Raw genomic sequence first — 21,096 nt, 5'->3', positions numbered from 1 at the left:
TTCGTCCTGTGAGCACTTGCAGGACTACTTTTGCGCAAGTGCAAAAGAGGACGAGGGGAGAGTTCAATTGAACATGCAGGTTGAAAAGGAATTGGCACGTGAGCGCACACGACACGGCTGAGCCGACACGGCGTGATTTTTTGTATATTGCGACGGGAATGGCCGGTGTCGTCGGAGTTGGCGGACTGGCCTGGCCGTTTATCGACCAGATGCGTCCGGACGCTTCGACACTCGCGGCTGCGTCCATCGAGGTTGATGTTTCGTCCCTGACGGAAGGAGCATCACTAACTGTCAAATGGCGTGGTAAGCCGGTTTTCATTCGTAACCGCTCCGCCAAGGAAATCGAGGATGCCAAGACAACCGCTCTTGGTGATCTCAAGGATCAGAACGCACGTAACGCCAACCTCGCAGCGGATGCGCAGGCGACCGATGTCGCCCGCTCGGCAGGCGAGGGCAAGGAAAACTGGCTGGTGATGATCGGCGTGTGTACCCATCTGGGTTGCGTGCCGCTCGGTGAATCCGGTTCTTTCGGTGGCTGGTTCTGCCCATGCCATGGCTCGACCTATGACACTGCCGGACGTATCCGCAGTGGTCCGGCTCCGGAGAACATGCACATTCCGCAATATGCGTTCGCTTCCGATACGGTCATCAGGATCGGCTAACAGGTCTTGGGGAGAGAAGACATGAGTGGTGGACACTCCACATACACGCCGAAGACCGGCATCGAAAAATGGGTGGACGAACGGCTTCCCTTGCCGCGTCTCGTCTATGATTCCTTCGTGGCCTATCCGACGCCGCGTAACCTGAACTACATGTACACCTTTGGTGGCATTTTGAGCTTCATGCTCATTTCGCAGATCCTGACCGGCGTTGTGCTGGCCATGCATTATGCTGCCGATACGGGCATTGCGTTCAATTCCGTCGAAAAGATCATGCGCGACGTCAACTCCGGTTGGCTGCTGCGCTACATGCACTCCAACGGTGCATCCTTCTTCTTCATTGCCGTCTATCTCCATATCGCTCGCGGTCTCTATTACGGTTCCTACAAGGCGCCGCGCGAGCTTCTGTGGATTCTGGGCGTGGTGATCTTCCTTCTCATGATGGCTACCGCCTTCATGGGCTACGTGCTGCCATGGGGCCAGATGTCCTTCTGGGGTGCGACGGTTATCACCGGCTTCTTCACGGCTTTCCCGATCATCGGCGAACCGATCCAGCAGCTTCTGCTGGGCGGCTTTGCGGTCGACAATCCAACGCTCAACCGCTTTTTCTCGCTGCACTATCTGCTGCCGTTCATGATTGCCGGTGTCGTTATCCTGCACGTCTGGGCGCTGCATGTGACGGGTCAGACCAATCCGACCGGCATTGAAGTCAAATCCAAGACCGACACGCTGCCGTTCACGCCTTATGCGACCATCAAGGACGCTTTCGGCGCGCTCGTCTTCTTCGTGTTCTTCGCCTACTTCGTCTTCTACATGCCGAACTTCCTCGGTCATCCGGATAACTATATCCCGGCCGATTCTCTGAAGACACCTGCTCACATCGTTCCGGAATGGTACTTCCTGCCGTTCTACGCGATGCTGCGCGCCATCACCTTCAACATCGGCCCGATCGACTCGAAGCTCGGCGGCGTTCTGACCATGTTCGGTTCGATCGCAATCCTCTTCGTCGTGCCGTGGCTCGATACGTCGAAGGTTCGTTCGGCTGTCTATCGTCCGTGGTTCAAGCTGTTCTTCTGGCTGTTCGTGATCAACGCCATCTTCCTCGGCTGGCTGGGTTCGCGTCCTGCGGAAGGTTCCTACGTCTTCATGGCGCAGCTGGGTACGCTCTACTACTTTGCTTTCTTCATCATCATCATGCCGGTCATCGGCTTGATCGAAACGCCGAAGCGTTTGCCGAACTCGATCACCGAGGCGGTTCTGGAGAAGAGCGGCAAGGCCGGGGTTACCCCCGTGGAAATCCCTGTTGAAACTCGGGGCTGAACCAGCGAGAGAGATGAAGGACGTAACAATGAAAAACATCCTCAAGAATTTCGCTGCCTTCGGTATTGCTCCGCTGGTCGCGCTTGGTATCGCCCTAGGTGGTGCCTCGGCTGAGGAAGGCGGCAATGCCGCGGAGCCGGAACATTTCCCGATCCACCATCCCAAGCAGGAAAAGTGGAGCTTTGCCGGTCCGTTCGGAACCTATGACAAGGGACAGCTTCAGCGTGGCCTGAAGGTCTACAAGGAAGTTTGTTCGGCCTGTCATTCGATGAACCTGGTGGCCTTCCGCACGCTGGAAGGTCTCGGCTACTCACCGGAGCAGGTCAAGGCATTTGCCGCTGAATATGAAGTGCAGGACGGGCCGAATGCGGATGGCGAAATGTTCACCCGCAAGGCGATCCCGACTGATCACTTCCCGGCGCCATTTCCGAATGCGAACGCAGCTGCGGCCGCGAACAACGGTGCAGCTCCTCCGGACTTCTCGCTGATCGCGAAGGCTCGTGGTGTTGAACGCGGCTTCCCGACCTTCATCTTCGACATATTCACGCAATATGCCGAAGCGGGTCCGGACTACATCCATTCTCTGCTGACCGGCTATGATGAACAGCCACCAGCGGGGATGCATATTCCGGAAGGGACGCATTTCAACCCATACTTCATCGCCGGCAAATCGCTGGCCATGGCAAAGCCGCTGAGCGACGACCAAGTCACCTATGACGATGGTTCGCCGCAAACGGTGGATCAGTATGCACGCGACGTTTCGGCATTCCTGATGTGGGCTGCAGAGCCGCATCTGGAAGATCGCAAGCGGACCGGTTTCCGGGTCATCATATTCCTGATCCTTTTTGCCGGTCTGGTTTATGTCGCCAAGCGTTCGATCTGGTCGGATGTTAAACACTGACAATGGATCAACCTGAATTAAAAGATGGGCGCCGTGGGCGCCCATTTTTTTGTGCTGGAACTGGAAGGTCAGCCTTGCCACAATTAGGCCATGAAAATGACCGTGCGTCGCCGCAATGTTCTTCGCAGAAATGGGCGGTTTCTTTTGCAATTTGCCCGTTTGAGGGTGTAAAGGTCCTTGGTCCCAACTTTGCCTTGATTAACTTGACCGGCCTGTAGGCCGCCTGAAAGGATGGAAAATGGAATCCGGATTTAAAGCCAGCTTGAAGGATGCGATCCGCACCATTCCGGACTATCCCAAGCCGGGCGTCCAATTCCGTGACGTGACGACGCTTATGGGCGACGCGCAGGCATTCCGCCGTTCCGTCGATGAGCTGGTCTATCCCTATGCAGGCAACAAGGTCGACAAGGTAGCGGGCATCGAAGCACGTGGCTTTATTCTCGGCGGCGCAATCGCGCATCAGCTGTCGGCTGGTTTCGTACCGATCCGCAAGAAGGGCAAGCTGCCGCGCGATACAGTGCGCATTGCCTACAGCCTTGAATATGGCATCGATGAAATGGAAATGCATCGCGACGCGATTGAAAAGGGCGAACGGATCATTCTGGTGGACGATCTGATCGCCACGGGCGGAACGGCGGAAGCGGCAGCGAAGCTTCTGCTTCAGATGGGCGCAGAGATCGTCGCAGCCTGCTTCATCATCGACCTGCCGGATCTCGGCGGACGCAAGAAGCTGGAAGCTCTTGGCGTGCCGGTCCGCACGCTCGTGGCCTTTGAAGGCGACTGAGAATACGAAAAAGCCCGGACATTGCTCCGGGCTTTGTTATTTCAGGCATCAGCCTTGGGCGGCAGTTTCACCATCGCCGCATTGTCGAAAGACAGCACCTCGTCGCCATTCTGGTTATGGGCGCTCGTCGTCATGGTCAGCATCGACCAGCCGGGGCGGGAGGCGAGCGGCCTTATGGCGTGGACCAGGCGCTTGTAGGTGATCGTATCTCCGGCATAGACGGGCTTTGACCATTTCAGGTTTTCAAAGCCGGGTGAGGGGCCGAATGTCGGCGGCGTCTCGCCGCGTTTCAGAGCTTCCTTCGTTGCCTTGATGATGGAAGCGACATTGAGCTTCATGAACACTGCAGTGGTGTGCCAGCCGGAAGCACAAAGTCCGCCGAAGACGCTCTTTTTTGCCGCTTCGCTGTCCAGATGGAACGGCTGCGGATCATATTTTCTGGCGAAATCGATGATTTCCTCGGCAGTAAACGTATAGCTGCCGATGACGAGGTTCTGCCCGAGATTTTCTTCCAGGAAACTCATGACGCCCCTCCTGCCGTCGCATCGTAGTCGCGGCGCAGCATCATGCATGGATGCTGCATTTCGCACACGCTCTCACCACGCTGATTGAACAGTTCATGGTGGAACGTCACCAACCCGATTGCCGGGCGCGATTTGGAAATGCGTTTGTCCTTGATGGTCGTCACACCATTCAGCGTATCGCCCGCGAGTACGGGGCGTTTCCAACGCGTGAATTCGACGCCGGGACCACCCTGTGACGTTGAGTTTGTAAGATAGGCATCGCAGACCATGCGCATGATGAGGGAGGTGGTCTGCCATCCTGATGCCGCCAGCCCGCCGAGCACGCTCGCCTTGCCTGCTTCCTCATCAAGATGGAACGGCTGCGGATCGAACTCGCTGGCAAACTCGATGATTTCTTGCTTGTTGATCGTACGAGGACCGAAGGGAAGGGTCATTCCCGGCTCCATATCCTCATAAGCATATTTAGGCAGAGGCTTGCTCACCCTCGATCTCCTCCGAGTAGGCATAAAGAAAAGGCCGCCGGTTTTCGGCGGCCTGAACGTATCAGGTATTGAAGCGGAACAGCATCACATCGCCGTCATGGACGATGTATTCCTTGCCTTCGTCCCTTGCCTTGCCGGCTTCCTTCGCTCCGACTTCGCCATTGTATTTGACGTAGTCTTCATAGGCGATGGTCTGGGCACGGATAAAGCCGCGCTCGAAATCGGTATGGATGACACCGGCAGCGCCGGGAGCCTTGGTGCCGCGCCGGATTGTCCAGGCGCGGGTTTCCTTCGGCCCTGCGGTGAAATAGGTGATGAGGTCGAGAAGCTTGTAACCGGCGCGGATCAGGCGATCGAGACCCGGTTCCTCAAGGTCCATGCTTTCCAGATATTCCTTGGCTTCCTCATCGGGAAGCTGCGCAACTTCCGCTTCGATTGCAGCCGAAATGATGACCGTCTGGGCACCCTGTTCCTCGGCCATCTTGTCGACGGCAGCGCTATACTCGTTGCCCTTGGCCGCATCGCCTTCAGCGACGTTGCAGACATAAAGAACCGGCTTGGAGGTGAGAAGGTTCAGGCCCTTCAGCGTCAGCAGGTCTTCTGCGGCAATATCCTTCAGCATCAGGCGGACCGGCTGGCCGTTCTGGAGCAGTTCGAGTGCTGCTTCCATCACCGGCAGAATGGTGAGGGCTTCCTTGTCCTTGCCGGTAGCGCGCTTGCGGATCTGCACGATGCGGCGCTCGATGCTTTCGAGGTCCGACAGCATCAGCTCCGTTTCAACCGTCTGGGCGTCCGATACCGGATCGATACGACCTTCGACATGCGTGATATCGTCATCCTCGAAGCAGCGCAGCACATGCACGATGGCATCCACTTCGCGGATATTGGCGAGGAACTGGTTGCCGAGACCTTCACCCTTCGATGCGCCGCGCACGAGACCGGCAATATCAACGAAGTTGATGCGGGTCGGGATGATTTCCTTCGAACCGGCAATCCGGGCGATATCGTTCTGGCGCGGATCGGGAACCGCCACTTCGCCCGTGTTCGGCTCGATGGTGCAGAACGGATAGTTTGCGGCCTGTGCGGCGGCCGTTTTGGTCAGCGCGTTGAAAAGCGTCGACTTGCCAACATTTGGCAGACCGACGATGCCGCATTTGAAACCCATGATCGTACCTATCAGACTAGAATTCTATTGTTGTGGCTATGCGTCATCGGACCGTGAAGCGTCAAGAGGCGGAGGCGTCGCGCCGTTGGGAACGGCTTACTTTTACGCATTCTCCCATGCAAAACCGCTTCGCACTTTTGCTGGAAATGCTTTAGTCCTTTTTGCCAAGCAGCTTTTTCAGCATTTCAGCCATCGGGCCGCTGGCAGGAATATTCGGCTTCTTCTGGTTCTGCCGCGCCTGGCGAATATGGCTCTGCGCCTTTGGTGGCGCCTTTTCCAGTTGTGCGGGATCGGCCTTGAAACCGCTGGGCCGTTGATTGCCGTCGCCCATGGCGAGCGCAATGCGGTTCATGAAGCTGTTGTCTTCGCCCTTGGCGGCAAGCAGGCCCACATTGTCGGCAATAGCGCCCAGAAGCGTATCCAGCCATTCATTGTCGGCCTTGGCGAAATCGCCGAGGACATAGTTATGCACGAGTTCCTTCGCACCCGGATGGCCGATGCCAAGCCGCATGCGGCGATAATTCTGGCCGCCGGGGAAGGCCTGCATATGCGCGTCGATGGATTTGATGCCGTTATGGCCGCCGGAGCCGCCGCCGGTCTTGATGCGCAGCTTGCCGGGAATGAGGTCGAGTTCGTCATAGATCACGACGAGATCGGCAGGTGTCAGCTTGTAGAAGCGCATGGCTTCGCCGATGGACTGACCCGAAAGGTTCATAAAAGTCTGCGGCTTGACCAGCAGCACTTTTTCGCCGTCGATCACGCCGTCGGCAATCTCGGCCTGAAACTTCTTCTGCCAGTTGGAAAAGCGATGGCGGCGGAATATTTCATCCGCCGCCATGAAACCGATATTGTGCCGGTTATGCGCATATTTGGGGCCCGGATTGCCAAGACCTGCAATGAGCAGCATGGTTCGGAGCCCCTTCTGTAGCGCTTCCCGAAAAGTGGGAACCGGTTTTCGGATAAGAAGCGCGTTAGCGCTTCTGTGCGGAAAGCGATTATTCGCCGTCCTTGGCTTCTTCTTCTGCAGCACCTTCCAAAGCAGCTTCTTCCGACTTCAGGCCGGCAGGAGCAGCAATCGTGGCGATGGTGAAGTCGCGATCCTGGATGGCAGCGGTCACGCCCTTCGGCAGCTTGATTGCCGAAATGTGGACGGAGTCGCCGATTTCGAGGCCGGTCAGGTCGAACTCGAGTGCTTCCGGAATTGCATTGGCCGGAACGATCAGTTCAACGTCGTGACGAACGATGTTGAGAACGCCGCCGCGCTTGATGCCCGGAGCTGCTTCTTCGTTCTTGAAGTGAACCGGAACATTCACATGGACGACCGACTTCGCGGAAACGCGCAGGAAGTCGACATGCTGCGGGAAGTCACGGACCGGATCCAGCTGGTAGTCCTTCGGGAGGACCTGAATCTTCTTGCCGTCTACTTCGATCGTGGCAACAGTGGTCTTAAAGCCACCGCCATGAATCTTGTAGAAGATCTCCTTGTAGGAGACGGCGATTGCGAGGGGTTCCTGCTTGTCGCCATAGATGACTGCAGGAATCTGGCCGTTGCGACGCAGTTCGCGGGAGGACCCCTTACCAACCCGGGTACGCAGATCGGCCTTGAGCACGTAAGTCTCGCTCATGGCATTTCCTTTCGATGTTACTGGAGTGTCGCTTGTTTTCCACGCATGAGCTTGTCCGAAAACCGGTTTCCACTTTTCGGGATCATGCTTCAACAAACGACATGAAACAGCCCGTATTGTCTGTCACGAGGTGAGAGACCGGACCGCTCCATTCCGCGTTGCCTCCAAGGGTGTCTACGCGGATGGCGCTGGCTATAGACCATAGCGTGCGGCGGCGCAAGTTTTTTGGGCTGCGAGCAGTTCCCGTGCCCGGCATCTGTGGGCATTTCTCATAACCGGTGGCATTGGCGGCGTCAAAGATGTTAAGCGAATGCCTGATCGACCGCAGGCTTGGCCGTGCGAGTCGTTTGTTCCTGCTATGTTGAAACAAGGAGGCGAGATGCAGGTCGGTATCGACATGGGTGCAGTTGCTGGAAGCGGTTCTGCCTCGGCAGCGGCGCTTGGCGGTGGCAAGCAGGCCATGCTTGATCTTGAGGAGCTTCTCGCCACGCGTTTGCTCGTGCAGGGCAATTCCGGCTCCGGCAAATCGCATCTTTTGCGCCGCCTTCTGGAACAGAGCGCGCAATGGGTGCAGCAGTGCATCGTCGACCCTGAAGGCGATTTCGTCACGCTTGCCGATCTTTACGGCCATGTCGTTGTCGATGCCGCCCGTACCGAAGCCGAACTGACACGCATTGCCGGACGCATCCGCCAGCATCGTGTTTCGGTGGTGCTCAATCTGGAAGGTCTCGATGTCGAGCAGCAGATGCGCTCGGCTGCGGCTTTTCTTGGCGGTTTGTTCGATGCCGAGCGCGACTATTGGTATCCGATGCTGGTGGTTGTGGATGAGGCGCAGCTTTTTGCGCCTGCCGCCGCCGGTGAAGTGTCGGATGAAGCGCGCAAGCTGTCGCTCGGCGCGATGACCAATCTCATGTGTCGCGGGCGAAAGCGTGGCCTTGCGGGTGTTATCGCCACGCAGCGACTGGCGAAGCTTGCCAAGAACGTTGCAGCAGAAGCTTCGAACTTCCTCATGGGGCGTACATTCCTCGATATCGATATGGCGCGCGCCGCTGATCTTCTGGGCATGGAGCGCAAGCAGGCTGAAATGTTCCGCGATCTGCAGCGCGGACATTTCGTGGCGCTTGGCCCCGCATTGTCGCGTCGTCCATTGCCGATCAAGATCGGCAAGGTGGAGACATCGGCGCGGTCTTCATCGCCGAAACTGATGCCGCTTCCTGATGCGCCGGAAGATGCGCTCGACCTCATCTTCACGCCTGCGCCGCAGGAAATCCGTGCTGCCGTGCGCAGAGCGCCGCCGCCTCCACCGCCGCCATCGACGGCGGAGATTCTGGCGCAGGTAGCAAAGCCGAAGCCCGAAGCCGAACCGGCACAGGAACCTTTGTTCCCCGGCATGGTGGAAGCCGAACGGGATGAGCTCCTTGAAAAGGTGATGCGCGAGATCGTGGACGATCCGGAAGCGTCGTTCCGGTCCGTGGCCGTGCTTTATCAGGACTTTCTGGTGCGTTGTCGCATTCACCGCGTTCCGGGCGAGCCGCTGGCTCTCCCTGCCTTCCGCCGCAGGCTGGCAGTGGCGCAGGCCAGCATTGAAAGCGATGTGGCCAGTGGCGAAACATGGCAGCAGGCGCTGGCCCTGTCGGAAAGCCTCACCGACGATGTGCAGGGCGTGTTCCTGATCGTGGCGCAGGCGGCGGTAACCGGCGCGCCTTGTCCTTCCGATGCGGCTTTGGCGCGCGCCTATGGCACGCACTCGTTCAGCCGTGCCCGGCGTCTGCTGACCTATTTTGAAGAACGCGGGCTCCTGGTTGTGCGCAACGATTTCAAGGGAATGCGCATCGTCAATTTTCCCGATCTCGCCTGCGAAACGGCACCGGGCGACCCGAATGCGCCGGACGATCTGGCGGAAGAAGGCGCTGCGGCGGAGTAAGCTGTGAAAACTGTCATGAACCTGTAATGATCCTCGCCGACAGCTTGCGAAACGGATCATTCAGGGCAGCAGCGTGACACAGCCAATTCAGCAACCGGGTTACAAAGAACTCTTCGCGACATTCGGCAAGATCGGGCTTCTGTTCGTGCTGCCCGGCGCTGTCGTCATGCTTGCATTATCGGCGCTGTATATCTCCTTCGGGCATGTCGACATCGTGGCCGGACTGTTGTTCGGCCTCAAGGCTGCGGTTCTCGCCGTGGTTTTTGAAGCGCTTTATCGCATGGCCAAACGGACACTGGCCTCGGGGTTTTCCTATGCGGTGGCGCTTGCGGCATTCGTTGCGATAGCCTTCCTGAAACTGCCGTTTCCGCTCGTCGTTCTGCTGGCGGCTCTTGCAGGTGGCCTGCGGCATATCGTGCAGGGAAATGGTGCTGCCGCAATTATGGGAGAGGCGACGCCTGGCGCCTTGCGCGAATTCACGCAGCAAACGCTCATCTGGGGCGGGCTGTGGCTTTTACCTTTGCTCGGGCTTTTCTTCGCTTTTGGTGGCGCGCATGTTTTTGTGCAGGAAGCCGCCTTCTTTTCGAAGCTTGCTGCGGTGACATTTGGGGGCGCTTATGCCGCTCTTTCCTATACGGCGCAGCAGGCGGTCGAGCATTTCGGCTGGATGAAGCCGGGAGAAATGCTGACCGGGCTCGGTCTGGCGGAAACCACGCCGGGACCGCTGATCCTCGTGCTGGTTTTTGTCGGCTTTGTGGGGGCTGCGAACCTGTCGGGCCTGCCGCCACTTCTGGGTGGCCTTTTCGGCGGACTGATCGCGCTCTGGTTTACCTTCGTGCCCTGCTTTCTATGGATATTGGCGGGCGCGCCATTCGTGGAGCGGCTGCGTCAGGTGCGCTGGCTGTCGGCCATGCTGGGCGGGATTACGGCTGCAGTCGTCGGCGTGATTGCCAATCTGGCGCTGTGGTTCTCGCTGCATGTCCTGTTTTCGCAGGTTGTCGAGAAGGCTATAGGTCCCTTCACATTGCCGCTGCCGGTCTGGAGCACAATAGACAATGCCGCCGTCCTGATTGCAGGCGCGGCGGCATTCTTGCTTGTTGTTCTGAGGCTCAACATGCCGCTCGTGCTGTTGCTGGCGGCATGTCTCGGAATTGTAATCCGGCTGGTGTTTTAGTCGAACAGGCTCGAAACGGACTCTTCCGCTGCCGTGCGGGCGATGGCTTCGCCAATCAGGTCCGAGATCGAGAGGACGCGGATATTTGGCGCATCGTTGATGGCGGTGGTCGGCTGGATGGAATCGGTAATGACCAGTTCCTTCAGCTTGGACGAGGCGATACGGGCAACCGCGCCGCCGGACAGAACGCCGTGCGTGATGTAAGCGGTGACGCTCTTGGCGCCCTTGTTCAACAGGGCCTCAGCTGCGTTGCAGAGCGTGCCGCCGGAATCGACGATGTCATCGAACAGCAGGCAGTCCTTGCCGGAAACGTCGCCGATGACGTTCATGACTTCCGATTCACCTGGACGTTCGCGGCGCTTGTCAACGATGGCGAGCTGCGCATCGATGCGCTTTGCGAGCGAACGGGCGCGAACCACGCCGCCAACGTCAGGCGAAACGACCATGCAATTGCCGGTCGCGTAATTGGCCTTCACATCGCGGGCGATGACCGGAACGGCGTAGAGGTTGTCGGTCGGGATATCGAAGAAGCCCTGAATCTGACCGGCATGAAGGTCAAGCGTCAGGACGCGGTTCGCACCGGCTTCGGTGATGAGATTGGCGACCAGCTTGGCAGAGATCGGCGTGCGCGGGCCGGGCTTGCGGTCCTGACGGGCATAGCCGAAATAGGGCAGGACGGCGGTGATGCGACGTGCCGACGAGCGGCGGAAGGCGTCGATCATGATGAGCAGTTCCATCAGGTGATCGTTTGCCGGGTAGGAAGTCGATTGCAGTACGAATACGTCTTCGCCGCGCACGTTTTCCTGAATCTCTACGAAGATTTCCTGATCGGCGAAGCGACGGACGCTGGCCTTACCGAGTGGAATGTTGAGATACTGAGCAACGGATTCGGCAAGAACCCGGTTGGAGTTGCCTGCGAAAAGTTTCATTCTTTTGCCTCTGACGCCGATGCGGTCGCGGTTTGCAGTTTGGTTCTGTCGCAACAGTCCGCCGGAACGGACTTAATCTCTTAAAAACTTTAAAGCTGCGTACGGTCTGACCGGCCAAGTACTGCAGCTAGAAAGGTTTTCTTTCGGATGTGGGGCCTATTGCAAAGAGTCATCGCCATTGCAAGGCCCTCGGGAACACAATTGCTGTAAAAAGCCCGGTTTTCCGGCTTTCCCACAGTAGGCAAAACAGATTCAGCAAAAGATTTCAGTCTTTTGCTGCCAAAGCAAGTTTCTATGCGCGATTTGCCGCAAGCCAGGTCGAATATTCCTGCATGGTTCGGTCGGCGATTGTCTGCATTGCGGAAGCCGGAACGACACTCCATGAGTCTGCGGCAGCACCTGGAACTTTCTCCTGCCCCTGTATCCGGTGAAGGCGGTTGCCGGAAGCATCCAGCACGTCCCAGACGTAGAGCACGGTGGTCTGATTATCTTCCGAAAGAACGGAGAAATATCCCTTCATGACGTAGGCAGCACTCGGGTCGTTATTGCCTGCAAGCTCAATGCCCTTCGTCTTGGCATCGTCATTCATGCGATGGGTCAGTGGCGTCACCACATTGACCGGTGCGCCGACAATCGGGGCGATATGCAACTTGCCCGGCTTGAGCGCTGCACTGCGCTGCGGTGCCACTGGCGTGGTTGTCGCAGGTGCTGTGCCGGTCGTGGCCGGAGTTGTTCCCGTGGGCTGCACGGGAGCGGTGCCCGTCGCCGGGGTGCCCGGTGTCGCGGCTGGCGTAGTAGTTTGCCCGGAATTTTGCCCGGAATTTTGATTGCTACCCTGTACGTTCAGAGCGGACTCAGTGCTGTTGCAGGCGGCCAGGACGCTTGTAAGCACTCCGGCCAGCAACAACATCGTTGAAAGACGTGCCTTGTTCATGTTCGGCTTCATGCTCCTGAAGGCGCAGGTTCTCTGCGGTCGGGCATTTTCAGTTCAAAATAATCTATCGATTTTATCGACGTGCATCTTGCCCGAAAGCCGCTTTGCAGTTTCCGGGTTGCGCTTGTGGCAGTTTTATCGCCGATTGCGCCTCATTTTACAATCATATCAAGAGAATGGCGGGATAATGGCTGAGCTGCGCCATTTGTTGTGAGATATGTCTGCCCCAGCGTCGTGGCGGTTTGGGTGTCGGAATCCATGATGATCATATGTGCGAAAAGCGTCATGTCCGGCTGGATGCTTTCCGGGTTTCCGGCATAGAATATCTGCGGGTCCATCCATGATGGCGTGAAACGTGCTCCCACTGAATAGCCACAAGTATTGAGGCGATGGCGGGTAAGGCCGTGTGCCTCCATGGTCCGCGCATGGGCGTCAAAGACGTCGCCGAATGTCGAGGCGGGTGTCATGGCTGCTTCCACGGCTTCCAGCGCCTCGCGTGCAGCCGCATAGAGCTCTTGATGATGTGTGATCGGCTTGCCGACGACGATCGTGCGCATCATCGGCGCGTGGTAGTGCCGGAAGACGCCCGACCATTCGAGCGTGAGCTGATCGTTCTTGTTCAGCTTGCGCCGACCGGATTTGTAGCGGCAGAGCAGGGCATCGTCGCCCGAGCCGATGATATATTCGTTGGCGGGAAAATCGCCGTCGCCGGCAAAATTGGTGCTCATCATCGCAGCCAGAATATCGGCTTCGCTCGCCCCGCCTTTGGTGAGCTTTATCGCAGCGTCGAGTATGTCGTCACTGAGTTCGGCGGCGCGTTTCGCATAGGCAATTTCCGCAGGGCTTTTGAGCAGCCGCAGGCGATCCACCATGCCGGAAGCATCGTAAAGCTTGGCAAAGCTCTGCAGCTGTTCGTCCAGCTTGCGCGCATTGGCGCCGGTAAGGCCATGTGTCTGGTACTCGATCCCGATCCGGGTGCCGAGAAGGTCGAGTTCCGTCAGGATATTGCGCAGGTCGGAAGCCGGATTGGCATTGTCGCGATCGGTCCAGACGACGACGTTCTCGATGTTCGACGTATGACGCGCCTGCCGCAAATCGGCGGAGCGTGTCATCAGCACCATCGACCCGTCGGCCTTCACGACAAGGCATTGGAAGAAGCAGAAGCCGAACGTGTCATAGCCCGTCAGCCAGTACATGCTCTCCTGCGCGAACAGCAGAAGCGCATCCAGCTTTTCCTCCTCCATCTTCAAGATCAGACGGTCGCGACGTGCTGCGAATTCTTCCGGCTCGAAGTGAAGGGCCATGCGGTTCTCCTAATCTTCTATGATGGCGATCGCTGCAATCTGACGCCCGTAGTCGGGTTCGTTGCGATGGGTGGTGCGCCGGTAGGAATAGAATTGTTCCTCATCGGCATAGGTGCACTGGCGAAGGGATTCTGCCCGCACACCAGCCTTCGTCAGCCGGTCGGTGATGAATGTCCACAGATCGAACAGTTTGTGTTCCGGCTTGTCGGAAGGCCGGAAATAGGTGGTGTAGGCAGCATCTCTGCCGATGAATTCTGCATAGAATTCCGGCCCGACTTCGTAATTTTCCGGCCCGATGGTCGGCCCGAGAACAGCAACGATGTTCTCGCGTTTCGCACCGAGGCCGATCATGGCTTCAATCGTGTTTTCAAGGACACCGCCGAAAGCGCCACGCCATCCGGCATGGGCGGAGCCGATGATTCCCGCTTCGTGATCTGCAAAAAGCACAGGCCCGCAATCGGCAGACAAAGCACCAATGGCGATGCCCGGCACATTTGTGACCATTGCGTCGGCCTTCGGGCGTGGAGCGCCGAACGGCTCGGTGACGTGGAGGACATCGGGCGAATGAACCTGATGCACGGTCATGAGATGATCGGGTGCAACGCCAAGGTTCTCGGCGACGCGGCGGCGATTCTCGGCAACTTTTTCCGGCACATCGTTTGACCCGCTTCCAACGTTCAGGCCCGTATAGATGCCATCGGAAACACCGCCCTTGCGGGTGAAAAAGCCATGCGCGATCCGCTTCCCGTTCTGTCCGACGGGCTTTTCAAGGAGAGGCGAGCGGAGTGGTTGCGGCATATCGGTCATCTTGCTGGCTTTCGTAAACGGCGGGATGGTGGGGGAGGTCCGCTGGCTTGTCAATTGAAGCTTTTTGAAGGGAAGGGCATCACCTCGTTTCGAAAGGATAGAGGCGTGTCAGCCCGTCACTCAATGCGAGAACCTTGAACAAGGTTCCCATTTGATCGGGTGCGGCCAGTCTTTCGACGTCCTGTCGGATTTTTTCCTGAAACGCTGCGTCCTTGCCCGTACCGAGCCGTCCGGCGCGATCAAGCAGGCCCATTGCGAGCAGAAATTCGCCCTGCGTCATTGTTCCGGTCTTGCAGCCGCTGGCCCGCGCGGTCTTGTCCAGAATGTCGAAATCGACATGGCTGGTGAGGTCCGCAAGGCCCGGATTGGCAAATACATCGTCAAAGCCGTGTTTCAACATGGCTTGCAGCGTGTCGCCGAAACCGGCTTTCAGATGGCCATAGTCGACGTTGAGCGCTGCGCCGCGTGTGGTCGCGATACGGCTGGCAATTTCCTGCATTAAGGCCGTGCGTGCAGGGGCTGCTTCAAAGATCGCGCCTTCGGGTGCTTCCGCATGGCCTACAGGTAACAGCGCCGGATCTATACCACCCAGACCGCTGACGAAATGGAACTCATCCTTGTCATCGAGCGCAATCATCCGTTCGACAAAGCGGCCATCGACCTTGACGAACTGCCGGAACGGGATCGCATCGAACAGCTCATTGGTGACGAGGATCAGCGGCCCGTTGGCAGTATCGGCGGGAATATCGGAAAAGCGTTCGAACCAGTCGATCTTCGCGCCTGCGTCGGACAGTTTTTCCTTTTGCTTTTCGGCAAGGCGCGGGCTTGTTTCGACCATGGCGACACGCACATGGTCCAGCATTTGCGGGGCGAGCCTGCCAATAGTGCGCAGCATATCGCTCATCAGCGTGCCGCGACCGGGGCCGATTTCACAAAGCACGATATTGTCCGGTCGTCCCAGCGCGTCCCATTCGCTGACACACCAGATGCCGATCAGTTCACCGAACATTTGACTTACTTCCGGCGCGGTGATGAAGTCACCGTCGCGTCCGAAAGGTTCACGCGTCGTATAATAGCCCGCCTCGCGGTCGCCGAGGCAGGCTGCCATGTAATCGGCAACGCTGATCGGCCCGGAGGTGGCGATCAGGCGTTTCAGCCGGTCTTTCAGCGAAAGATCAGGCATCCTTGGCTGCGGTCCGGTTTGCGCGCCACATGGCCCAAAGCCCGATCAGTACCATCGGCACCGAGAGGACCATACCCATGGTGAGCCATCCGCCGAAGAGATAGCCGAGCTGCGCATCCGGCTCGCGGAAGAATTCGACCACGATGCGGCTGAGGCCGTAGCCCGTGACGAAAGCGCCTGCAATGAAGCCGGGCTTCTTCAGTTTGCGTCCGACCCAGACGAGCAGGAACAGCACGAGGAAGAGGACTACACCCTCAAGGAACGCTTCGTAAAGCTGGCTTGGATGACGCGGCAGCGGGCCTCCATTGGGGAAGTAGACTGCCCACGGCACATCACTGACACGACCCCAGAGTTCCGAATTGATGAAATTGGCGACGCGCACGACACCAAGTCCGACCGGAACACCAGCGGCAATCGTGTCGAACATGCTCCAGACCTTGATGCCGCGCGAGCGGGCAAACAGGATCATGGCGAGCGTTGTGCCCAAAATGCCGCCGTGAAACGACATGCCGCCATCCCATACCGCCGGAATGGCAAGCGGGTTGGAGATATAATAGGAGAAATTATAGAAGAGCACGTAGCCGATGCGACCGCCGAGCACGACGCCAAGCGCTGCCCAGATGACGAAATCATCGAGGGCTTCCGGCGCCATGGGCGGCTGGTTGTTGGCCCACAGGCGGTGGCTTCGCAAGAGCTTCTTGCCGTACCACCAGGCGAACATGATGCCGACGACATAGCCGAGGCCGTACCAGTGCACTGCCAGCGGTCCGACCCGGAAAATCACCGGATCGATATTTGGGAAGGCGAGCGCCGATGCGGGCAGCAACGTCTCAATCATGAAATCACTCCGTTTTGTGACGGAACATGCTGGACCGACCCGTTATGGTCAAGCTGTTCCCGTCGGCTGCAAATCGCGTTTGCAAATCGCGTTTTCTGGGCTTCCGGTGCTGATCTACCCTTAAGGTAGCCTTAAGTACATTCGCTAGTGGCGCTTCCGGTTTCCGGTCGCCGTCATTTTCGCGTGGCCCGTGGTTTTGATTCAAGTGCGCCGAACCTGATCACTTTCTATAGCTGCGCTTGCATCGGAACTGAGACGGCCCTATTTCAAATTTATGTTTTCAACAGGTCTCACTTGGAAATAAGGAATGATTGCCATGACCAGCGGACAGAACCGGGTTCTTGATGAACTCGCCAAGCTTGTGACGGATGCGGCAGGCGCTGCCCAGGGCGTGCGCCGTGAAGTGGAAACGGCGTTGCGTTCGCAAGGAGAACGCGTGCTGAACACACTCGATGTCGTGCAGCGCGAAGACTTCGAAGCCGTTCGTGAAATGGCAATCAAGGCGCGTGCGGAAAACAGCGCGTTGCTGGCAAGAATCGAAGCTCTCGAAGCACGTCTTGCGAAATTCGAAGTTGATTCTGAAGCCAAATCGGCAAAATCAGCTTCATCTTCGGCAAAATCCAAAAATAATCCCTGAATATTTATTAACAGGCCGCAAGTGGCAAAAACCCTTGTCTTAGAGTCGGTTAAGGCAAGGGTCGCGGTCGGTCCCTCGTATATTTCCACATGCTTTCACGGCTCTTTGTTCAAAAGGGGCTGGCGTTCAGATTCAGCATCAATAGACTGAAAACACTACATGATTCGTAACGCGGTCATGTAGGCGGCGGCGAGGGGCTGAGTGTCAGGTTTCGCGTCTTTCAGGCTGCTTTCCAGTATCAGTTGCGTATGTGCGTGTGCCATTGAGGCGCTTGCATGCCGTCGTGCATGCCGGTTCCTCAACCGATCAATTCGTGCCTGTTTTCCTGCGCTTGTTCTTGCGCGGTGGCCGGCACGGGCGAGCAATGACTTGCGCGCCGGGAATTAGGAAGCATCTGGGGGCAGATGGTTCCCAGAACAGGAAACGGACATGAGCCTTCTTGAGCTTGAATTCGCACGTGAGGCACATCCGGTGGATGTGATCGAACAGGTCGCGCATTCAAACGACTGGACGTTCGAGCGGACTGGCGACGACGAAATCGCAATTTCGGTTGCGGGCAACTGGACTGACTATCACATCTCGTTTTCCTGGATGGAGGATTTCGAGGCACTGCATCTGGCCTGCGCATTCGACATCAAGGTGGCCGAGCCACGTGTGAACGAAGTGATGCGCCTGCTGTCGCTCATCAATGAAAAGCTTCTGATGGGCCATTTCGATCTCTGGCAGCAGGAAGGCGCGATCATGTATCGCCAGTCGCTGCTGCTGGCAGGTGGTGCGGAACCGACGAGTCGTCAGGTTGAAGTGCTGCTTTCGGCGGCGCTGGAAGCTTGCGAAGCCTATTTCCAGGCCTTCCAGTTTGTGGTCTGGTCGGGTGTTACGGCGCGTGAAGCGCTTGAATGCGTGGTGTTCGAGACCGTCGGTCGCGCCTGACTATAAATCAGTTGAATTTTGGCCCGGCGCTCGCGCCGGGTTTTCTGCGAGGCCGGGAGCGCGGGCCGGGGAGTGAAAAATGAGCGAAGCAACCACCATCACCTGGGCAGATTTCGAACAGGTCGATATCCGCAGTGGAACCATCGTGGAAGCTGTGCCATTTCCCGAAGCCCGCAAGCCTGCCTTCAAGCTGAAGATCGATTTTGGTGAAAAGATTGGCATCAAGAAGTCATCAGCCCAGATCACCAGGCACTACACGCCGGAAGAGCTGGTCGGCAAACAGATTATGGCAGTCGTGAACTTCCCGCCACGACAGATCGGGCCCTTCATGTCGGAAGTGCTGACACTCGGCATGCCGGACGAAGATGGCGAAGTGGTTCTCGCTGCCATCGACAAGCCCGTGCCGAATGGTGGCAAGCTTTATTAAGAGCGGATGATTTCGCGTTAAGCAAGCGCTTTTCTCCCTCATCCTGAGGAGGCTCCCGAGCTTGCGAAAGAGCCATCTCGAAGGACGAGGGCAAGCACCGTGCGTTTTCCCTCGCCCTTCGAGATGCCGTTTTCAACGGCTCCTCAGGATGAGGGAAAAGAATAGCGTTGGAAGTATGGAACTCCGTTGTCGGATCGCTCTGCCGACGTGCAGCCGCGCATTTGATGGGGCCAGAACGCTTTAAGCCGGAATATGGATGGTCGCGCGCAGGCCGCCGGTCGGGGCGTCTTCCAGCGTAATGTCGCCACCGTGGCTGCGTGCAATATCGCGTGCAATAGCAAGACCCAGCCCGCCCGTGCCGCCGGAATCCTGCGTTCGCGCTTCATCCAGCCGGACGAAAGGCTTGAAAACGTCTTCGCGGCGGTCTTCCGGAATGCCCGGCCCGTCATCGTCCACAACGACTTTCAGCCAGCCTTCAACATGCGAAATCGACAGCTCGACATTCTGCGCATGACGGAAGGCGTTTGATACGAGATTGCTGACCAGCCGCGAGAAGGCGTTCGGACGCACATGGACCTCGCTGTCGCCTTCAATATGATACTTGAAGCCGCGCTCGCGCAGGCGTGCTTCATGCTCCAGTTTTTCGCAAAGCCTCGTGACATCGTAGCTTGCGGTTTCCTCCGAACCTTCGCCACGCGCAAAGGCGAGATAGCCTTCGAGCATCGTCTGCATGTCGGCAATATCCTGATTGAGCGGCTCGGTGTCGATCGAGTGGCCAGCCAGCGCAAGCTGCAGCTTGAAGCGGGTCAGAATGGTGCGCAGATCGTGGCTGACGCCGGAAAGCATGGCAGTGCGCTGCTCAATCTGGCGTTCGATGCGCGAGCGCATCTGAATAAAGGCGATGCCTGCACGGCGCACTTCCTCGGCTCCGCGCGGATGGAACCCTTCCGGCATGGGTCGCCCCTTGCCGAAACTCTCTGCGGCTTCCGCAAGTTGCTGGATCGGCTTGATCTGGTTGCGCAGGAAGGCGATGGCGATAATCAGCAGAACAAGTGCGGTGCCCACCATCCACGTCAGGAAGATGCCTGTATTGGATGCATAGGCCTGACTGCGCCGCGCAAAGACGCGCAACACCTTGTCCTCAAGCTTGATCCTGATCTCGATGAGATCGGAATCGCCCACCGTATCGACCCAGAAGGGCCGATTGATCTGGCGGGTGATCTCTTCACTCAGGAAGTAATCGAGAATGGCGAAAAAGGGCTTTGGCCCGGGAGGCGGCAGCGGATCGGGCGGCAGGATCGAAATGTTCAGCGCCAGCCGCTGCTGCGCGATGCGGATGAGATTGTCGTAGCCCGGTTCCTGCGGATAGGTTTCGAGAATGTCGATGATGCCTGCAATATCGCGCACAACGGCGGTCGATAGTCGTTCGGTCACCATCTGCCAGTGACGCTCCATGAACACATAGGCGATCACGGACTGGAGCAGAACCATCGGGGCAATGATGATGATGAGCGACCGCGCATAAAGCCCCTTCGGCATGATGCGCGCCAACCAGCGGGAGAATTTTCTCAAGGGCGATTTCATCGTGTTAAAACGTCCCTCAGTACCCTGTGGTTGCGCTCAAAAGACTTATTTTGTCGCAAAGCCGCTTCACACTTTTTGGCTCGAAAAACGCTTCCGGAAATATTGCTGTCTGCAAATGGCGTTTTCCATGAACAACATTGCGGCTGCACCTTTGGTACATGCCGCCCTGCGTTTTGAGAAAACACCATTTTCTGATCGCGATATTCCTGATTGCCGATGGTTGCTATTCGATGCTGAGCTTGTAGCCGATACCGCGCACGGTCTGGAGCCAGACCGGATTGGCCGGGTCCTGCTCGATCTTGCGGCGAAGGCGATTGATCTGGACGTCGATCGTGCGTTCGCCGACATCGCCATCCTGACCGGTCAGTTCATGGCGGGGGATCGTCTCGCCGGCACGTTCGGCGAAAATCGCCATGATATCCTGCTCACGATCCGTCAGCTTGATTGTTTCCGTACCCTTTTTCAGCTCGCGGCGCGGGATGAAGAAAGTATAGGGGCCGAACACGATCTGCTCGATTTTCGGCTGTGCGGGTGGCGCGCCGCGGCGCAGGATATTGTTGATGCGAAGCGTCAGCTCGCGGGGATCGAACGGCTTGGGCAGATAATCGTCCGCTCCGGCAGCCAGACCGTCGATGCGGCTGTCGGTTTCCGACAATGCCGTCAGCATCAGGATGGGGACGTTCTTCTGCTCGCGCAGCGATCGCGTCAGCGAAACGCCGGTTTCTCCCGGCATCATGACGTCGAGGATCAGCAGATCAAAATCGATGCCTTCCAGTTTGCGGCGCGCTTCGGCAGCGCTTCCAGCCATGGTGACACGGAATCCGCTATTGGTCAGATATTGTGAGAGAAGGCTGCGGATACGCGTATCGTCGTCAACGACGAGGAGATGTGGCGCGTCGTCCGAGAGCGTCTTTTCTTCTTCTGCAGCCATGGCGTCTTTCGATCCCATTCCGATAATTTTACTT

The 21,096-nt window shown here is 57.7% G+C and carries 22 protein-coding genes; 9 read left to right on the top strand and 13 right to left on the bottom strand.

The genetic code is table 11. The features are described 5' to 3' along the window. Positions 1–98: 98 nt before the first annotated feature. The 4 genes from petA to AAE521_RS20340 all read left to right on the top strand — a co-directional run bounded on the left by petA (position 99) and on the right by AAE521_RS20340 (position 3,664). On the top strand, positions 99–662 hold the full coding sequence (gene petA, locus AAE521_RS20355; RefSeq protein ID WP_010659609.1) for a ubiquinol-cytochrome c reductase iron-sulfur subunit: 564 nt from the start codon (positions 99–101) through the stop codon (positions 660–662). 21 nt (positions 663–683) lie between these two features. Further along, a complete protein-coding gene (locus AAE521_RS20350; RefSeq protein WP_010659610.1) occupies positions 684–1,979 on the top strand; it encodes a cytochrome b in 1,296 nt (431 codons plus the stop codon). 28 nt (positions 1,980–2,007) lie between these two features. Then, on the top strand, positions 2,008–2,880 hold the full coding sequence (locus AAE521_RS20345; protein WP_012091661.1) for a cytochrome c1: 873 nt from the start codon (positions 2,008–2,010) through the stop codon (positions 2,878–2,880). A 238-nt stretch (positions 2,881–3,118) separates the two neighbouring features. Next, positions 3,119–3,664, top strand: coding sequence for an adenine phosphoribosyltransferase (locus AAE521_RS20340; RefSeq protein ID WP_010659612.1), 546 nt, complete (start codon positions 3,119–3,121; stop codon positions 3,662–3,664). 41 nt (positions 3,665–3,705) lie between these two features. Here the strand turns inward: AAE521_RS20340 and AAE521_RS20335 are convergent, their stop codons facing one another. The 5 genes from AAE521_RS20335 to AAE521_RS20315 form a co-directional block, all read right to left on the bottom strand. Then, on the bottom strand, positions 3,706–4,188 hold the full coding sequence (locus AAE521_RS20335) for a MaoC family dehydratase (RefSeq protein ID WP_342062252.1): 483 nt from the start codon (positions 4,186–4,188) through the stop codon (positions 3,706–3,708). Further along, complete coding sequence (locus tag AAE521_RS20330; RefSeq protein ID WP_010659614.1) at positions 4,185–4,670, bottom strand: MaoC family dehydratase; 486 nt, start codon at positions 4,668–4,670, stop codon at positions 4,185–4,187. The genes AAE521_RS20335 and AAE521_RS20330 overlap by 4 nt, the downstream gene beginning before the upstream one ends. Positions 4,671–4,731: 61 nt before the next feature. Continuing rightward, positions 4,732–5,835 carry a redox-regulated ATPase YchF gene (gene ychF, locus AAE521_RS20325; RefSeq protein WP_010659615.1) on the bottom strand — a complete coding sequence of 368 codons (1,104 nt, stop codon included), beginning with the start codon at positions 5,833–5,835 and terminating at the stop codon, positions 4,732–4,734. Positions 5,836–5,986: 151 nt separating this feature from the next. Then, on the bottom strand, positions 5,987–6,742 hold the full coding sequence (gene pth / locus AAE521_RS20320) for an aminoacyl-tRNA hydrolase (RefSeq protein WP_010659616.1): 756 nt from the start codon (positions 6,740–6,742) through the stop codon (positions 5,987–5,989). 88 nt (positions 6,743–6,830) lie between these two features. Continuing rightward, a complete protein-coding gene (locus AAE521_RS20315; protein ID WP_342062251.1) occupies positions 6,831–7,460 on the bottom strand; it encodes a 50S ribosomal protein L25/general stress protein Ctc in 630 nt (209 codons plus the stop codon). 379 nt (positions 7,461–7,839) lie between these two features. Here AAE521_RS20315 and AAE521_RS20310 point away from each other — a divergent pair, with 379 nt between their 5' ends. Together AAE521_RS20310 and AAE521_RS20305 are read left to right on the top strand one after the other, a co-directional pair. Beyond that, the gene (locus tag AAE521_RS20310) at positions 7,840–9,384 is read left to right on the top strand and encodes an ATP-binding protein (protein ID WP_010659618.1); all 1,545 of its coding nucleotides are present in this window, start codon (positions 7,840–7,842) and stop codon (positions 9,382–9,384) included. 73 nt (positions 9,385–9,457) lie between these two features. Continuing rightward, positions 9,458–10,558, top strand: a complete 1,101-nt coding sequence (locus AAE521_RS20305; RefSeq protein ID WP_342062250.1) for a chromate transporter — start codon at positions 9,458–9,460, stop codon at positions 10,556–10,558. Here AAE521_RS20305 and AAE521_RS20300 read toward each other — a convergent pair. The 6 genes from AAE521_RS20300 to lgt form a co-directional block, all read right to left on the bottom strand. Further along, positions 10,555–11,487, bottom strand: coding sequence for a ribose-phosphate pyrophosphokinase (locus AAE521_RS20300; protein ID WP_010659620.1), 933 nt, complete (start codon positions 11,485–11,487; stop codon positions 10,555–10,557). The two genes, AAE521_RS20305 and AAE521_RS20300, sit on opposite strands and share 4 nt — an antisense overlap. Positions 11,488–11,779: 292 nt before the next feature. Next, positions 11,780–12,433, bottom strand: a complete 654-nt coding sequence (locus AAE521_RS20295) for a hypothetical protein (RefSeq protein ID WP_094513982.1) — start codon at positions 12,431–12,433, stop codon at positions 11,780–11,782. A 140-nt stretch (positions 12,434–12,573) separates the two neighbouring features. Continuing rightward, positions 12,574–13,725, bottom strand: a complete 1,152-nt coding sequence (locus AAE521_RS20290) for a M24 family metallopeptidase (protein ID WP_342062249.1) — start codon at positions 13,723–13,725, stop codon at positions 12,574–12,576. 9 nt (positions 13,726–13,734) lie between these two features. Beyond that, entirely contained in the window at positions 13,735–14,532 is a 798-nt protein-coding gene (gene pgeF, locus AAE521_RS20285) for a peptidoglycan editing factor PgeF (RefSeq protein ID WP_036563639.1), read from the bottom strand. A gap of 79 nt (positions 14,533–14,611) precedes the next feature. Next, entirely contained in the window at positions 14,612–15,715 is a 1,104-nt protein-coding gene (locus AAE521_RS20280) for a class I SAM-dependent methyltransferase (RefSeq protein ID WP_342062248.1), read from the bottom strand. Beyond that, positions 15,708–16,553, bottom strand: coding sequence for a prolipoprotein diacylglyceryl transferase (gene lgt, locus AAE521_RS20275; RefSeq protein ID WP_010659625.1), 846 nt, complete (start codon positions 16,551–16,553; stop codon positions 15,708–15,710). Before lgt ends, AAE521_RS20280 begins: the two co-directional genes overlap by 8 nt. Before the next feature lie 316 nt (positions 16,554–16,869). Here lgt and AAE521_RS20270 point away from each other — a divergent pair, with 316 nt between their 5' ends. The 3 genes from AAE521_RS20270 to AAE521_RS20260 all read left to right on the top strand — a co-directional run bounded on the left by AAE521_RS20270 (position 16,870) and on the right by AAE521_RS20260 (position 18,547). Beyond that, complete coding sequence (locus AAE521_RS20270) at positions 16,870–17,190, top strand: accessory factor UbiK family protein (protein ID WP_010659626.1); 321 nt, start codon at positions 16,870–16,872, stop codon at positions 17,188–17,190. A gap of 429 nt (positions 17,191–17,619) precedes the next feature. After that, the gene (locus AAE521_RS20265; protein ID WP_010659627.1) at positions 17,620–18,120 is read left to right on the top strand and encodes a type III secretion system chaperone family protein; all 501 of its coding nucleotides are present in this window, start codon (positions 17,620–17,622) and stop codon (positions 18,118–18,120) included. A gap of 79 nt (positions 18,121–18,199) precedes the next feature. After that, positions 18,200–18,547, top strand: a complete 348-nt coding sequence (locus AAE521_RS20260) for a tRNA-binding protein (RefSeq protein WP_010659628.1) — start codon at positions 18,200–18,202, stop codon at positions 18,545–18,547. A 240-nt stretch (positions 18,548–18,787) separates the two neighbouring features. On the opposite strand, the gene AAE521_RS20255 is transcribed toward AAE521_RS20260, so the two are convergent. Both AAE521_RS20255 and AAE521_RS20250 read right to left on the bottom strand, forming a co-directional pair. Further along, entirely contained in the window at positions 18,788–20,131 is a 1,344-nt protein-coding gene (locus AAE521_RS20255) for an ATP-binding protein (protein ID WP_010659629.1), read from the bottom strand. 223 nt (positions 20,132–20,354) lie between these two features. After that, positions 20,355–21,062, bottom strand: coding sequence for a response regulator (locus AAE521_RS20250; RefSeq protein WP_002971389.1), 708 nt, complete (start codon positions 21,060–21,062; stop codon positions 20,355–20,357). Positions 21,063–21,096: the final 34 nt, after the last annotated feature.

The organism is Brucella cytisi, assembly GCF_038433355.1.
Lineage (GTDB): Bacteria > Pseudomonadota > Alphaproteobacteria > Rhizobiales > Rhizobiaceae > Brucella > Brucella cytisi.
The sequence above is the reverse complement of the archived record's forward strand: the minus strand, read 5'-3'. Positions and strand labels throughout refer to the sequence as shown.